At 67.3% G+C, this 13,855-nt stretch carries 14 protein-coding genes and 1 pseudogene; 4 read left to right on the top strand and 11 right to left on the bottom strand.

Annotated features, from left to right (window positions below; all coding sequences use genetic code 11):
• Nucleotides 1-11: 11 nt before the first annotated feature.
• From M2271_RS14435 to M2271_RS14405, 7 genes and pseudogenes are all read right to left on the bottom strand, one after another.
• Nucleotides 12-812 carry an SDR family oxidoreductase gene (locus M2271_RS14435; RefSeq protein ID WP_280887585.1) on the bottom strand — a complete coding sequence of 267 codons (801 nt, stop codon included), beginning with the start codon at nt 810-812 and terminating at the stop codon, nt 12-14.
• Nucleotides 812-1,696, bottom strand: a complete 885-nt coding sequence (locus M2271_RS14430) for an amidohydrolase family protein (RefSeq protein ID WP_280887584.1) — start codon at nt 1,694-1,696, stop codon at nt 812-814. The genes M2271_RS14435 and M2271_RS14430 overlap by 1 nt, the downstream gene beginning before the upstream one ends.
• 44 nt (nt 1,697-1,740) lie before the next feature.
• On the bottom strand, nt 1,741-3,249 hold the full coding sequence (locus M2271_RS14425; RefSeq protein WP_280887583.1) for an AMP-binding protein: 1,509 nt from the start codon (nt 3,247-3,249) through the stop codon (nt 1,741-1,743).
• Between the two features lie 177 nt (nt 3,250-3,426).
• Nucleotides 3,427-4,203, bottom strand: coding sequence for a helix-turn-helix transcriptional regulator (locus M2271_RS14420; protein ID WP_280887582.1), 777 nt, complete (start codon nt 4,201-4,203; stop codon nt 3,427-3,429).
• Between the two features lie 586 nt (nt 4,204-4,789).
• Nucleotides 4,790-4,984: a hypothetical protein gene (locus M2271_RS14415; protein ID WP_280887581.1), complete on the bottom strand. Its 195-nt coding sequence runs from the start codon at nt 4,982-4,984 to the stop codon at nt 4,790-4,792.
• Nucleotides 4,981-5,202 carry a hypothetical protein gene (locus M2271_RS14410; RefSeq protein WP_280887580.1) on the bottom strand — a complete coding sequence of 74 codons (222 nt, stop codon included), beginning with the start codon at nt 5,200-5,202 and terminating at the stop codon, nt 4,981-4,983. The genes M2271_RS14415 and M2271_RS14410 overlap by 4 nt, the downstream gene beginning before the upstream one ends.
• 47 nt (nt 5,203-5,249) lie before the next feature.
• A pseudogene (locus tag M2271_RS14405) lies at nt 5,250-5,726 on the bottom strand (transposase); the annotation flags it as partial.
• Between the two features lie 208 nt (nt 5,727-5,934).
• On the opposite strand from M2271_RS14405, the gene M2271_RS14400 reads away from it, so the two are divergent.
• Complete coding sequence (locus M2271_RS14400) at nt 5,935-6,570, top strand: hypothetical protein (RefSeq protein ID WP_280887579.1); 636 nt, start codon at nt 5,935-5,937, stop codon at nt 6,568-6,570.
• 395 nt (nt 6,571-6,965) lie between these two features.
• Here the strand turns inward: M2271_RS14400 and M2271_RS14395 are convergent, their stop codons facing one another.
• Both M2271_RS14395 and M2271_RS14390 read right to left on the bottom strand, forming a co-directional pair.
• Nucleotides 6,966-7,532 carry a dihydrofolate reductase family protein gene (locus M2271_RS14395; protein WP_280887578.1) on the bottom strand — a complete coding sequence of 189 codons (567 nt, stop codon included), beginning with the start codon at nt 7,530-7,532 and terminating at the stop codon, nt 6,966-6,968.
• Between the two features lie 283 nt (nt 7,533-7,815).
• On the bottom strand, nt 7,816-8,520 hold the full coding sequence (locus tag M2271_RS14390) for an FAD-dependent monooxygenase (protein ID WP_280887577.1): 705 nt from the start codon (nt 8,518-8,520) through the stop codon (nt 7,816-7,818).
• A gap of 77 nt (nt 8,521-8,597) precedes the next feature.
• Between M2271_RS14390 and M2271_RS14385 the strand changes: the two genes are divergently transcribed.
• Both M2271_RS14385 and M2271_RS14380 read left to right on the top strand, forming a co-directional pair.
• Nucleotides 8,598-9,191 carry a TetR/AcrR family transcriptional regulator C-terminal domain-containing protein gene (locus tag M2271_RS14385; protein WP_280887576.1) on the top strand — a complete coding sequence of 198 codons (594 nt, stop codon included), beginning with the start codon at nt 8,598-8,600 and terminating at the stop codon, nt 9,189-9,191.
• Nucleotides 9,192-9,532: 341 nt separating this feature from the next.
• Nucleotides 9,533-10,918, top strand: coding sequence for a serine hydrolase domain-containing protein (locus M2271_RS14380; RefSeq protein ID WP_280887575.1), 1,386 nt, complete (start codon nt 9,533-9,535; stop codon nt 10,916-10,918).
• Between the two features lie 80 nt (nt 10,919-10,998).
• On the opposite strand, the gene M2271_RS14375 is transcribed toward M2271_RS14380, so the two are convergent.
• The gene (locus tag M2271_RS14375; RefSeq protein WP_280887574.1) at nt 10,999-11,451 is read right to left on the bottom strand and encodes a GNAT family N-acetyltransferase; all 453 of its coding nucleotides are present in this window, start codon (nt 11,449-11,451) and stop codon (nt 10,999-11,001) included.
• A gap of 138 nt (nt 11,452-11,589) precedes the next feature.
• Here M2271_RS14375 and M2271_RS14370 point away from each other — a divergent pair, with 138 nt between their 5' ends.
• The gene (locus M2271_RS14370; RefSeq protein ID WP_280887573.1) at nt 11,590-12,798 is read left to right on the top strand and encodes an MFS transporter; all 1,209 of its coding nucleotides are present in this window, start codon (nt 11,590-11,592) and stop codon (nt 12,796-12,798) included.
• Between the two features lie 146 nt (nt 12,799-12,944).
• Here the strand turns inward: M2271_RS14370 and M2271_RS14365 are convergent, their stop codons facing one another.
• Nucleotides 12,945-13,811: a GNAT family N-acetyltransferase gene (locus M2271_RS14365; RefSeq protein ID WP_280887572.1), complete on the bottom strand. Its 867-nt coding sequence runs from the start codon at nt 13,809-13,811 to the stop codon at nt 12,945-12,947.
• Nucleotides 13,812-13,855: the final 44 nt, after the last annotated feature.

The following is a 13,855-nucleotide window of genomic DNA, read 5'->3' as shown; positions in this document are numbered from 1 at the left end:
TGAACAGTGCCTCACTTCGAAGTCGGCGAGTCGAAGCTCGCGCCCATGCCGATGCCGGCGCCGCCGTCGACGGGGATCACCGCGCCGGTGACGAATCGCAAGTTGGGTGACACGAGCGCACCGACCAGGTCGGCGAACTCACGGGGCTCCCCGATGCGTCCCATCGGTACCCCGTTCCCGAGGCCGGCTTTGGACAGCTCTGGCTGCCGTTCCAGCATTCCGCCCAGCAGGGCGGTGTCGAAGAATCCGGACAGCAGAGTGTTGACGTTGATGTCCTGCCTGGCGACCTCCAGGGCGAGGGTCCTGGCGTAGCCGATCACCGCCGACCACACGCTGACGGGCGCCGCCATGCCGACGGCCGGGCGTTCGACGACGCCGGAGACCACGTTGAGGATGCTGCCGCCTTCGGCGGTCATGTACGGCAAGGTGGCTCGCACGGATCTGACGACGTAGAAGAAGTGGCGCTCGAAGGCCTTCAGCCACACCTCGTCGGTGAGCTCGGAGATGCGCCGGATCGGTGGTCCGCCGTCGTTGGTGACCAGAACGTGAACGGCTGGACCGAACCGCTCAAGGGTCGAGGCGGTGACACGCTCGATGTCGGTGTCGGCTGAGCAGTCGGCGGCCAGCCCGAGGACTTTCTCCTCGCCGTAGGCGCCGGCAAGCCGTTGCGCGGCGGCTGTGACCTTCTCCGCGCGTCGCGCGAAGATCGTGACATTGGCGCCTTCCTTCAGAAGACGATCGGCGATGGCGTATCCGAGGCCGTCGCTGCCGCCGCCGACGATGGCGACCTTGCCGGTCAGTCCGACGTCCATCACTGAACTCCGATCGAGGTGAGGAAGGTTTCGGCGTTGCCGGAGAACACGTCATCGAGGACGTCGCAGGAGAAGCCCTCCTCGCGCCACTCCTTGACCAGCCTCTCGTGGGTGAGCATCGGGTAGTCGGCTCCGAAGAAGACCTTCTTGCGCAGGCGCTTACCGATCTCGCGCTTGAGCTCGTCGGGGAAGTAGCGCGGTGACCAACCGTGGAGCTCCATCCACACGTTCGCCTTGTGCAGTGCGACCGCGATCATCTCCGACTGCCAGGGCCACGCCACCCGAGCCGCGATCACGTTCAGATCGGGATACTTGGCCGCGACGCGGTCGACGTAACGGGGGTGGCAGCCCTCCAGGGTGATGCCCATGCCTCCGCGGGTGCCGGCCCCGGTGGCCGACATGCCGACATGGACCAGGATGGGACGGTTGGCCTCGATGCACATGTTCAGACAGGTCTCCCATTCCGGCTGGTCGGGTGTCCCGGCCGGTGTGAAGGAGTGGACCGTCAGTCCGACGAGTCCCGTCCCCTCGCTCAGGCAACGCTCAAGTTCCCTGACATGAGCTGGTTGCGTGGGATCGATACCGATCCAGTTGCCCAGTACGACGTCGGGGTGCTTGCGCGCATAGTCGAAGGCGTAGTCATGCTGGTCGCGCAGTGCACCGGCGTCCATGGTGTAGGTGAACGCGAAGTCGAGCATCGCCTTGACGTTGGCGCGGCGGAACTGGACGGCCTGCTCCTCGTCGCTGACGAAGCTCATGTCCCACTTGAAGTAGCCCCGCAGGGCCTCGCGGTCCTCGGCGGTCTCGTACGGGCTTCCCTTCCATCCTCGCTCTGTGCCCCAGTGGGAGTGGAAGTCGATCAGTCGGGCCGGCGGTACGTTCACGCTGAGTGCCTTTCGGAATGGCCGTGGGAAGGGCATCGGGATGGTCAGTGGACATTGCGGTTCGAGTCGCCCCAGAACGGCGCGCGCAGGCGCTTCTTGTCGATCTTTCCCACCGGCGTGGCGGGAAGTGAGTCCACGACGACGACCTTCTTGGGCGCGTACATCGAGCCCTTGACCTGCTTCACGTAGGACTGGAGCGCGGGAATGTCGATCTGTCGCCCCGGTCGCGGGACCACGAACGCGGTGACGATCTCGCCCCAGCGGCTGTCCGGCACGCCGATGACGGCGGCTGAGCCCACCGAAGGGTGCGCTGTCAGAACGGCCTCGACTTCGCTGGCGTAGATGTTGAAACCGCCCGAGATGATCATGTCCTTCTTGCGGTCCACGATGTAGATCAGGCCCTCGGCGTCCTGGCGGGCGAGGTCTCCGGTGTGGAGCCATCCCCCCTTGAGTGCCGCTTCTGTCTCGTCGGGGAGGTTCTTGTAGCCCTGCATCACCCCGCGGCTCTGCATGACGATCTCTCCCACCTCGCCCGGAGGAACGTCGTGGCCGTGGTCGTCGATGAGCCTGATGCGGTTGCCGACCACGGAACGGCCACAGGAGGCGAGTTGCTCAAGGCTCGCGGTGTCGTGTGCGGCCTTGGTCAGGACCGTCCCGATGCCGGCCGACTCCGTCTGCCCGTAGATCTGGGAGAAGACCGGACCGATCCGCTCGCGAGCCTCCGCCAGGCGCACCGGCGACATCGGTCCGGTGGCGTACCAGATGACCTCAAGGCTGGAGAGGTCTCTGGTCTCCGGACGCTCCTGATCCAGCAAGGTGTAGATCATCGTCGGAAGGCCGCTCACACAGTTGATGTGCTCGGCCTCGATGACGTCGAGGAACCGGCTGGGTTCGAAGCCCTGCTCGATCACGACCGTGCCGCCACGCAACAGTGCCGGGATGACGGCCAGCCCGGCCGCGTGGGTGAGCGGGGCCGCTGCCAGGTACCGCGGGAGGTGTGGCTGCTCGAAGTCGGCCATGTACACATGGACCATCTGCACCATCGACCGATGAGGCTGCATCACGCCCTTGGGTCTGCCGGTCGTCCCCCCGGTGTACTGCAGCCAGGCGACATCCGTCTCCGTCGCCGGACCACGGTCGAGCGATCGAACCGCCGAGGGCTCGCCCTCGGGCAGGCCACCGGCGGCGGGGATCACCATCAGGTGTCGCAGGGAGTCGACCTCGGCGAGGACCTGGCGTCCATGCTCCTCCAGGGGCGCGGTCACCACCAGCACCGTGGCCTCCGCGTCCTCGCAGACGGTGATGTGGTCCGTGACCGAGGCCAGCGTCTGCAGCCCGGTGAAGCGGCCGCCCAAGAGATACGTCGCGGCCTGGACGATCCACGATTCAGGCATGTTCGGACTGAGCATCGTGACCCCCGCGCCGAGCCCCACGCCCCGACGGGCCAGCGCGGAAACGTACTGCGAGAGAAGGTCCCTGACGTGTGCATAGGTCAGTCGCCGGTCGCCGGCCACGAAGGCCTCGGACGAGCTGTGCCGGCTGAGCGCCTGCATGATCAGGTCACCTAGCGTGACTCCGGAGGATGCCGTCGTGGCGGCTGCCGAAGCCACAGCGCCGTGACCTGGAAGGTGGTGTGCCATGCCTCAAAGCGTGGCCGCCGAGCGGGCGGGCGCGCCACCGAAGTTCCGCCTCGAATTTCGGATAACCCGCCAGACCGGCGGAGGCAGTGCTCAGCGGTGAGCTGCACCCGCAGTGGAGCGGTAACGACCGGGCGTCTGACCGACGAGATCGGTGAAGGCGTTGATGAAGCTGCCGGGGTTCGCCCAGCCAAGTCGCATCGCCGTCTCGGTGACCGAAGTACCTTCACAGAGTTCGAGCAGCGCTCGCTGAATCCGCAGCAGCGTGCGCCACTGGTGGAAGCTCATCGACAGTTCGCTGCCGAACAGCCGACTGAGAGTCCGTTCGCTCGAACCGGTTCGGTGCCCCAGCTCCGCCAGCGTCGCCGAAATGGCCGGGTCGGCGTGCAGCAGGTCGGTGACGGCCTTGAGGCGAGAATCGCCAGGCTCCGGCAGCCGTAGTGGCTCCTGCGGGGCGCGGATCAGCTCCGCGCCGATCACTGCGAGCAGCAGACGGCCACGCTCACCGGCGGCAGGCTCTTGCTCGCTGCTCATCGCCAGGTATGCCTCGCGCAGCAGCGCACTGGCCACGAAGACCGAGGGCTCGGGCGGTAGTTCCTCGGACAGCGCTGCCGGAACCGGGAGCACGCGGACATCGGTCTCGCCGTAGGAGCGACTGCTGTGGACATAGAAGGGCGGCACCCACGTGATGCGGTTCGCCGGCGCCACCCAGGTGCCGACCCTGGTCGTCGTGACGAGCGCCCCGGAGGCGGCGTACCTCAGCTGGCCGTAGTCATGGAAGTGCGCGGCGATGTCCTCACCGTGCGCCATGGGCTCGCAGACCGGCGAGTCGTCGGTCCAGAACACTGGCTGCTGCGCAACCTCAGTCATCAGCGGACAGCATAGCTCGCGTTGGCGGGCCATCAGAATAGGAGCTTACGAATTCAGTGACGCGCCTGTGAGGGCCCACTCCTCATCGTTCATGTCCGAGGCGTACCGGGGCCTGGCCCCGGTACGCGGAGGCCTCCTGTGGCACCTGCGGAGCAACCGCTGACCCTCCGGCGTCTGGTCCGCTCGGCGTGCACCTGCGTGCACGCCGAGCGGACCACCCTCGCGGTGCGCGTGGCCGGTTGCCCGGCGGATACGGACTCAGGGAGGTCAGACCACCTCCACGCTGTCCAGCTCGGCGAAGTGCTCGCCCTTGGGCAGGCGGACCGTGGCTCGGCGACCTCCCCCAGGATCAGGCCTTCCACAGCGAAGGGCTTACGGGCAGGAGACTTCACCTCTCCCGACGCCCGTGAGGGCCTGTCCGCGTTCGCCGAACGCCGGCAACCGGACTTTCCCTTCGCGCCGTGACGCGAGGGGCGACGCTCACTGATGAGCCGGGGCATTCCGAGCAGGGCGGGGCTCGTGAGATGGCTCCACCGCCGGGCCCGCTCACCGCGCCCGGAAAGCTGTTTGGACAGCTTCCCGGGCATCACGGACAGGGCACCGGCACCGGTCGGTTCACCACGTACAGCTTCTTCGGCCAGCCGATGCGGTCCAGGCGATTGAACAGAGCCTTGATGTTGGTCGGGTTGAGCTTGATGCAGCCGTTGGAGTAGTAGTCGTTGGGGCTGCTGTTGGTCCACCGCTCGGACTCGACGGTGCCCTGCGCGCCGTTCGGCTTCATCTCGCTGTGGATGAACTGGTGCGCTGGACCAGCTCAAGACGGGAGTTAGTGACCGAACCCTTGTCGAAGCGCAGGTAGTAGGCGTCGGTCGCCTGGGCGGATGTCCGGTTCTCGTCGCGCGCTTGTGCCGGGGTGGCCGCGGTGGCGCCGAGACCACCGACGAGGACGGCAGCGAGTGCGAGAGGGACGATGCGTGCGGGCTTCACGTTATTACGCATGAGAGGTCGTTAAGTCCGTTTCTGTTAGCGGCCTCGTCCGGGTTGGGTGAGGCCAGGACGACGTCGCCGATGACCAGCCCCAGCACGTCGACGGCCAGTCCCCGCTTGCGGCCCGACACCTTCTTGTTGGCGTCCAGTCCCGTCGTGGTCTTCGGGACACCCGTGGCCGCGCGGACGGACTGGGTGTCGATGATTACGAGGGACGGGTCCTCTCATCGCCGGGCTCTCTCCCGCACCTGGCAGCGCGGGAGTTCCTGGATCCGCTGGTCAAGACCGTCTTCGCGCCACAGGCCGAAGTAGTAGAGCACTGCCGACCAGGCCGGCAGGTCATGGGGCAGATAGCGCCACTGACAGCCCGTCCGGTTCTGGTAGAAGATCGCGTTCACGACCTCCCTCAGATCGCAGGCCCCGGGATCGCCGGTTGCCGACCGTGCCACCCTGTCCTGCTTCCAGGCCGTGATCATCGGCTCGATCAACGCCCAATGCTCATCCGACAAGTCGCTCGGATACGGCCTTCGGTCCATACCCGCATCCCGGCATGCACATGACGAACGAACGGCCCGTACGGGAACCAGTACCACGATCGAGCGATCACCAACCGGGAAAGATCGGACTTAACGACCTCTCAGGGCGGTGCAGCCAAAGGTGCTCAGCTTCTCGAGACGAGGATGCTCGGCGTAATCGGGAGGCGATATGGGCGTTGGATGCGGAACACTTCGCAAGCTGATCAAGATGCAGCCCGTCCTGGAGATTTGTACCCCTGACGGCTTCGACCTCTGGCCTGTCGCTGCGATCGAGCCGTTCGGCTTCCTGCCTCTCAGCGGGGAACTCTCACCCGCTGAGGTCGGGACGGTGGTGATGCGCATCGCCGACTACAACAACGTCGACTCCGATGGCGACCCGGCACCACAATCGGCCAACGCGCTCGGCTCTTTCTTGCACGGACTTCTCACGGTTGAGGACGACGTCGTCGCGCCCGGCGGCCTGCGAGTCATCGACACCTCCACCGGTATCACCTTCCTGCCTGGCTGCTGTGACGGTCTGGAGAGCTGGCGGGACTGGCATCGGTTCGTCGACGACGGCAACCCGCTTGGATTCGGGCACGATCCCGTGTCACCTATTGCGGAGCGCTTCGGCGACACCGTCAGGCTCACTGTCAACGCCGACCAGCGCGACAGTCCAGTGATTGCGCTGTCCGTCACCGAGTTCCGCCACCTACTCGCCAGTGCCGAGCGCGACTTGGCTGAATTCCTCGCGCTGGCCGCAGACTGGGCGTCCGGGCACCTGCCTGACTACTGTGCTCCCGTCACGGCTGCTCTCGCCTGCGTTCTCGACCTGCCCGTTCCGACCGTGCTGCCGAAGTCGTAGGACGGCCGGCTCGGCTTCCCCAGCCAAGAAGTCGGCGCCGGGGAGAGCCATCGTGCGCGACGCGGTGAGCACGTTCGCGCGACGTGTACACAGACAGGTGACCCTCCTGTCACGGTCCTGCAGGGAGTAACCCGGCTTGCGGCGTCTGCGGTTGGCACGGGCGCGGCCTCTACAGCTGGAGCTTCTGACCGTCCGGTGAACCTTTTCTTGGGCAGCGGTGTCGCCGTTTCGGCCGGGCGAGCTAGGAAAATGGCTGATGTGAGACCCGCAGCTCGGAGCGTTCACTCGTATGGGGAAGTGTGTAGGGTCTCGCGGCTGATGTCGTAACCTCACGGCCGTGCCGTACCGATGTCGTATACGACATCACTGTGAGACTAGCGCGTGGGTGCTGCTGCTCAGCGCCTCGTCTCGTACCTGGTCAGGACCACGCCGCCGGGAAACGTCCGCGTCTCCACCAGGTTCAGGTTCACCCAGCTGTCCAGCGCGGTGATGAACGGCGTGCCGCCGCCCACCAGGACCGGATGGGCGGCGATCACGTACTCGTCGATCAGCCCGGCGCGCATGGCCGCCCCGGCGAGCGTTGCGCCGCCGATGTTCATTGGGCCGCCGTCCTCGGCCTTGAGCCGGGTGATCTCGGCGATCGCGTCGCCGGTGACCAGGCGGGCGTTCCAATCGACCTTGTCGATCGTCGAGGAGAACACCACCTTCGGCGTGTCCCGCCAGTTCCGCGCGAACTCGATCTCCGCCGGGGTGGCGTTGGGCTGCTGGTCGCCGGTCGGCCAGTAGGAGCTCATCGTCTCCCACAGCTTGCGCCCGTACAGCGACAGGCCACTCGCCTGCTCGTGGTCGAGCCACCACTGGAACAGCTCGTGGCTCGGCGTTCCGCTCCAGCCGATGTCGTCGCCGGCCGCGGCGATGTAGCCGTCCAGGGTCAGGTTCATGCCGTAGATCAGTTTCCGCATGGCCTAGCCTTCCGTCCGTGGGTGTCCGGCGTATAGACCAGCGCGGCGCGGGAAACTCATCGGTGCGCGATCTGGGCTCGCCGGTAGTCCTCGTGCTCGGGGCTCAGCGTGGTGTACTCGGCCGACACGGGCGAGCCGCCTGATCTCGACCTCGCCCTTGCGAGGAAATGCCACGGATCTGAGACTGATCGTGGGTGACAAGGCCGTGAGACAGCCAAGAACGCCCAGGTCACGCAAGATCGACATATCACGAGCGGCGAGACCTTACAGTATTCGGTTACATTCAGCCAGGTTGGAAGAAGGCGAGCATTTTCTGGCTGGCGTCCGGTGACGTCAGGATTTCCTGAACGTCCGCGGACATCCGGGCGGCAGCGCTGGTGCGTTCGAACATCTCGCGTTCGTATTCTTTGACGGCGGCCCGAAAATCGTCCGGGTGCGCGGCCAGCGCGAGAGCGAGCAGGGCGCCGTCGAGCAGCGCCATGTTGGCGCCCTCTCCCACCGGCGGCATCAGGTGCGCGGCATCGCCGAGCAGCGTGACGCCTGGCGTCGACGGCCAGGTCAGGCCGACCGGGAGAGTGGTGATCGACCGCGGCACGACCGTGTCGTCGCAGGCCGCGATCAGCGCGGTGAACCGTGAGTCCCAGCCGGGGAGCAGGTCGATCAGTCGCGCCCGGGTGGCGGCAGGGTCGTCGAACGGGATCCCGCTGGTGGCGAACCAGTCCTCGGCGGTGTTGTAGAAGCTGAGGCCGATGCGAACGCGGCCGTCGTCGTTGCGCTGCGCCGCCAGGGACAGTCCGTTGCCGAGCACCGAGTAGTTGCCGCGCCCGACCATCGCCGCGAGGAAGTGGTCCGCTGGGGGCACGCGTTCACATCCGCCGACAACGGCCTGCTGCACTTCGCCGACGGCAGGCAGCGCCCGCTGGCCGGAGTGGATGTCGAGCATGCCGCCCTGACCGCGCGCGCCGCGTGACGATTCACGTTCATACACGACGGAATCCACGCCGTTCACGTGCAACACCCGGGCGAGAGCCAGGCCGCCGAGGCCGGCTCCGAGCGGCGATCCAGTTGGCCGACGCGGACGGCCTGGAGGCGGTGTCCCTACGCAAGGTCGCCGCCGCGCTGGGCGTCGGGCCGATGCGGCTGTACAGCTACATCGCCGGCAAGGAGGAGTTGCTCGACCTGATGGTCGACGCGATCCACGCCGAGATCCGGCCGGTCGGCGAAGGCTGGCGGGAGGTGCTGCGGTCTCTTGCCGAAACCACCCGGCAGGCCGCTCACGAGCATGAATGGCTCGCCGATCTGCTCGGCGGGCGACCGCAGCTCGGGCCGCACGCGCTGGCCAGGGGGGAGGCTGTGGTGGCCGCGCTGGGCGGCGTTGAGGTGGACGCCATCATGCCGGTGGTCACCACGGTCGACGCGTACGTGATCGGCGCGGTGCGCCGGGAGATCGCCGAGCGGCGTGCCGAGCGGGCCACGGGGATGGACGAGAAAGCGTGGCAGGCCTCACTCGGGCCCTATCCGGAGCGCACCTTCGCCACCGGCCGATTCCCCGCGCTGGCCACGGTGGTGCGCGACGCCGCCCACCTGGACGCCGACCACACCTTCCGGATCGGCCTCGGCTTCCTGCTCGACGGCATCGAAGCCCGCATCTCAAGGTGACGCGCGGCCGAAGGACCGGACCGGTACCGCCGTGCCAGGTCGGCGCTGACGCGTTGAGACGACGCAACCTCACCAAAGCGCGTGGAAACTGAAGAAAAGCCACAGACCTGAGATTCGCGCCGCATTTCATCCCGTGCGCAACGCAGGGATCCGCTGGTAGCTGAGATCAACCTGTCAGCGGCAGTGTGAGTCTGGGAATGAGCGCCGTGTCGAGGCGATGCGCGAATTCGACAAGATCGTCGACACCCGGAGGTCTGGCCCGAGCGGTCTGTGATCAGCGGCCGTCGGCCACAGGAAAAATGAGTTCGACGGCCCGGTGCCCTGCGGGGTGGACTGGCGGCATGACGACATCTCAGGAAGAGTTGCTGCCCGCCACGCGCCGGGCGTTGCTGCACCGGATTGCCGTGGCCCAGGCCGAAGGACGTGCCCCGTCGCTGGTGGCGGCGGTGGTCCGGGACGGGCGGGCCGTGTGGCACGGCGCCAGGACATCGGTGGACGGACATGGGCCGGACGAGAACGTGCAGTACCGGATCGGCTCGATCACCAAGACCTTCACCGCGGTGCTCGTACTACGGCTGCGAGACGAGGGCGTGCTCGATCTGGCTGACCCGCTGGAGAAGTATCTTCCGGGCACCGACGCGGGGGAGGCCACTGTCGCCGAACTGCTTGCCCACACCAGCGGGCTGGCTGCGGAGGCGCCCGCGCCGTGGTGGGAGCGCACTCCGGGGGCCCTGCGTCCCGAACTCGCCGACGTACTGGGCGACCGGCCCTTCCTGCATCCGGCCGGCCGCCGCCACCACTACTCCAACCCGGGTTACACGCTGCTGGGGGCGCTCGTGGAGAAGCTGCGCGGGGCTCCTTGGGAGGAGGTGCTGCGGTGCGAAGTGCTCGAACCGCTGGGCCTCGACCGTACGAGCGCGCAGCCGCGAGCACCTCATGCGGGCGGATGGGCGGTGCATCCCTGGGCGGATGTGGTGCTGGCCGAACCGGTCGAAGATCTTGGCCGGATGGCTCCTGCTGGTCAACTCTGGTCCACCACCGCGGATTTGGCGCGGTTCGCAGTCTTCCTGGCACGGGGGGACGAACGGGTGCTCAGCGCGCGGACCGTCCAGGAGATGCGGTCACCCGCGGCGCCGGCGGAGGCTGCGGATGTCGCGGACGGCGCCACCTACGGTCTCGGCCTGCAGATCCAGTACCGGAATGGCCGCCTGCTCGTGGGGCACTCGGGCTCACTGCCAGGATTCCTGGGCTGTCTCACCCTCAGCGTGGCGGACGACGTCGCGGCGGTGGTCCTGGCCAACTGCACCTCCGGTCCACTGCTGGGGAGCGTGGCCGCCGATCTCGTACGGATCGTCGCCGAGGCGGAGCCGCGTATTCCCGAGCCCTGGCGACCCCTCACCGAAGTCGACGCGTCCGTACTGGAGTTGGCGGGTCAGTGGTACTGGGGGACCCATGCTTTCGGCCTGCGGGTGACAGCCGACGGTCTCCTCTCGCTGGAGCCGCTGTCCGGCAAGGGGCGCCGCTCGCGGTTCAGGGCCAACGCCGACGGTACCTGGACCGGCCTGGAGGGCTATTACGCGGGAGAGCTCCTGAAGGCCGTACGACGGCCTGACGGGGCCGTCAGCCACCTGGACCTCGGTTCGTTCGTGTTCACACGCCAGCCGTACGACGAGGGGGCTGCTCTGCCAGGTGGAATGGATCCCGAGGGGTGGCGGGGCATCGGTTAGGCGTCCTTGTGTGCCGACGGCCTGTTTCACGTGAAACAGGCCGCCGTTCATGCGGCTGCCGCGCCATGGCGGCTGCAAGGTCATAGGTGGAGCTTGAAACCCACATGTGAGGCCATGAAGCCGAGCCGCTCATAGAAGCGGTGGGCATCCGTGCGGGTGTTGTCCGAGGTCAACTGAACCAGCTGGCACTCCTGTCGACGGGATTCGCCGATCGCCCACTCGATGAGGCGCGTGCCCAGGCCGCTGCCGCGTTCATCGGCGTGAATGCGCACCCCTTCGATGATCGACCTGGTGGAACCGCGCCGGGACAGCCCTGGGATGACCGTGAGCTGCAACGTACCGACGACACGACCCTCGCGTGCCCCGACGACCAGGTGCTGGTTCGGATCGGACGCGAGACGGTCCAGTGCCGCCAGGTACGGGGTCACATCGTCCGATGACTCCCGCTGGGCGCCCAAGGGGTCGTCGGCGAGCATCGCGACGATCGCCGGGATGTCCTCCGCCGTGGCGGGACGTATCTCAAGATCTTCCATGGGCGCACCTTAGGCGCAGGGCACCGGACAGGGCAGATGCGCTGAGTGAGATACTCGTCGTTTGCACATAAAGCGCGTCTGCAACTATCGTCTTCATCGGTAACACGCTCTTGCAACTACCCGGGAAGGTGCCATCCTGTGCCGCTCGCGCTTCTGGCTCTCGCGATCGGGGCCTTCGGAATCGGGACGACCGAGTTCGTGATCATGGGTCTGCTGCCCGAGGTCGCAGGCGACTTCGGGGTCTCCATCCCCACGGCCGGGTTCCTGGTGACCGGCTACGCGCTCGGCGTCGTGTTCGGTGCCCCGCTGATGACCGTGCTGGGCACGAAGATCTCCCGGAAGCGGATGCTGATGCTGCTGATGGGGCTGTTCATCGTCGGCAATCTGCTGTCCGCCCTCGCCCCGGCCTTCGCCGTCATGCTGATCGGCCGTGTGGTTGCCTCGCTCGCGCACGGGGCCTTCTTCGGCATCGGCTCGGTCGTCGCGGCCGACCTGGTCGCCCCCGACAAGAAAGCCGGGGCGATCGCGATGATGTTCACCGGCCTGACCGTCGCCAATGTGGTCGGCGTCCCGGTGGGCACGCTCGTCGGGCAATCTGTCGGCTGGCGAGTCACCTTCGGGATCGTCGCGGCCCTCGGCGTCGTCGGTCTGCTCGGCGTCGCCAAGCTCGTTCCCGAGATACCCAGGGCGGAAGGCGTACGCCTGCGGCACGAACTGGCCGCCTTCAAAAACGCACAGGTACTGCTCGCGATGGCGATGACGGTCCTCGGCTTCGGCGGCGTCTTCGCGGCCATCACCTACATCACGCCGATGATGACCCACGTCACCGGCTTCGCCGACGGCTCGGTCACCTGGCTGCTGGTCCTCTTCGGCCTCGGCATGGTCGGCGGCAACCTCATCGGCGGCAGGTACGCCGACCGCGCCCTGATGCCCATGCTGTACGTATCCCTGGGCGCCCTGGCCATCGTCCTCGCGTTCTTCACGCTCACCGCCCATCACAAGGCCCTGGCGGCCGTCACCATCGCGCTGATCGGCGCCCTGGGCTTCGCCACCGTCCCGCCCCTGCAGAAGCGTGTCCTCGACCAGGCGCAGGGCGCACCGACCCTGGCGTCGGCCGTGAACATCGGCGCCTTCAACCTCGGCAACGCACTGTCCGCTTGGCTCGGCGGGCTCGTCATCTCGGCCGGCTACGGCTACACCGCTCCCAGCTGGGTCGGCGCCGCTCTGGCCGCGGCCGCTCTGCTCCTGGCCTTCCTCTCGGCCGCGCTGGAGCGCCGTGACAGCACGCTCAGCACGGTGGTCACGCAGACCGATTCGGCGGATCAGCGGGCTGCCGTCCACCAGTGAGCGGTACAGACGGAAGAGCTGAGCTGTTCAGACGGGAGGGCCTGAGTTGTGCAGGGCCGAAGGTCTGGGCCGTGCAGAGCTGAGCCAGACGTGGGTGCTCCGGTGCCCGGAATCTCCGGGGACCGGCGTCGTCGTGCCGGAACCTCTCAGCCCGCTGCCACCGTCAGCGGAGCGAACCGTCGGCTCCAGTCGCCGGGCAGTTCCGGGATGCCGTACGTCATGATCGCGTTGAAGGCCACAGATGCCAGGCCGTGCTCTTTCGCCCACGCCAGCAGTTCTTCGTGTCGTACGTCGATGTCGGTGCGCAGCGGGCGGTCCGTGTGGGCGGCGAGGGAAGTGATCAGGGCCTTGGCCGTCCTGGTGTCGCGGGCGATCAGCGGACCGACGACGTGGGTGTCCATGTTGGGCCACGCGGCCGCGTATCCGATGATCCGGCCGTTCTCCTCGGCGACGCGCAACTGGTCGGCGAAGGCGGGCAGCCGGGTGATGATGTGCGTGCGATCGGCGCCGAATGCCTCAGCGTCAAGTCGCAGGAGGGTGGTGAGGTCCTCGGCGGTGGCCGCACGTGTGGCGATCCGCAGGTCCGTTTCCTCGGGCGTGACGTGCCCGCACAGCATCTCGGCCCGGCCGGTGACCTTGAAACCGAGCTCCTCGTAGAGCGGGCGTCCGTTCGGCGTCGCGTGCAGGGTCAGCGGCGTCATGCCCATCGTCGAGACGATGTGACGCATGAGCCGGCGCCCCACTCCCTGGCGGGCATGGCGTTCAGCGACCAGGACCATTCCGATGGCACCGAGGTCGGGGCGATCCCGCGATCCGTACTCGGTGACGACACAGGCGGCGACGAGTCCGCCGTCGGGGTCGTCAATGCCGTAGCCGTTCCCGGCAGTGAGGAGAAAGGCCCACTTGTGCTCTTCGCGGGGCCACCCCCGGTCCTGGGACAAGTCGGCACAGGCGGCGTGATCGCGAAGCGTCAGACGGCGGATGGGCAGAGCGCTGAGGGAAGGAGTCGGCACGCAGGTCAGGCTGTCCGAAGTGGGCCCTCGACGTCTACCTGTTT

Origin of the sequence: Streptomyces sp. LBL (assembly GCF_029893585.1) — a bacterium.
Classification (GTDB): Bacteria; Actinomycetota; Actinomycetes; order Streptomycetales; family Streptomycetaceae; genus Streptomyces.
Note: the sequence above shows the minus strand (reverse complement) of the source record. Positions and strands in the feature narration are given on the sequence as shown.

Excerpts from the sequence above, each read along its gene's own strand:
- M2271_RS14375 (WP_280887574.1), bottom strand. The coding sequence starts at position 11,451 with ATGGAAGATCTTGAGATACGTCCCGCCACGGCGGAGGACATCCCGGCG.
- M2271_RS14395 (WP_280887578.1), bottom strand. The coding sequence starts at position 7,532 with ATGCGGAAACTGATCTACGGCATGAACCTGACCCTGGACGGCTACATC.
- M2271_RS14380 (WP_280887575.1), top strand. The coding sequence starts at position 9,533 with ATGACGACATCTCAGGAAGAGTTGCTGCCCGCCACGCGCCGGGCGTTG.
- M2271_RS14400 (WP_280887579.1), top strand. The coding sequence starts at position 5,935 with ATGCAGCCCGTCCTGGAGATTTGTACCCCTGACGGCTTCGACCTCTGG.
- M2271_RS14415 (WP_280887581.1), bottom strand. The coding sequence starts at position 4,984 with ATGAAGCCGAACGGCGCGCAGGGCACCGTCGAGTCCGAGCGGTGGACC.
- M2271_RS14435 (WP_280887585.1), bottom strand. The coding sequence starts at position 812 with ATGGACGTCGGACTGACCGGCAAGGTCGCCATCGTCGGCGGCGGCAGC.
- M2271_RS14410 (WP_280887580.1), bottom strand. The coding sequence starts at position 5,202 with ATGCGTAATAACGTGAAGCCCGCACGCATCGTCCCTCTCGCACTCGCT.
- M2271_RS14420 (WP_280887582.1), bottom strand. The coding sequence starts at position 4,203 with ATGACTGAGGTTGCGCAGCAGCCAGTGTTCTGGACCGACGACTCGCCG.
- M2271_RS14425 (WP_280887583.1), bottom strand. The coding sequence starts at position 3,249 with ATGCAGGCGCTCAGCCGGCACAGCTCGTCCGAGGCCTTCGTGGCCGGC.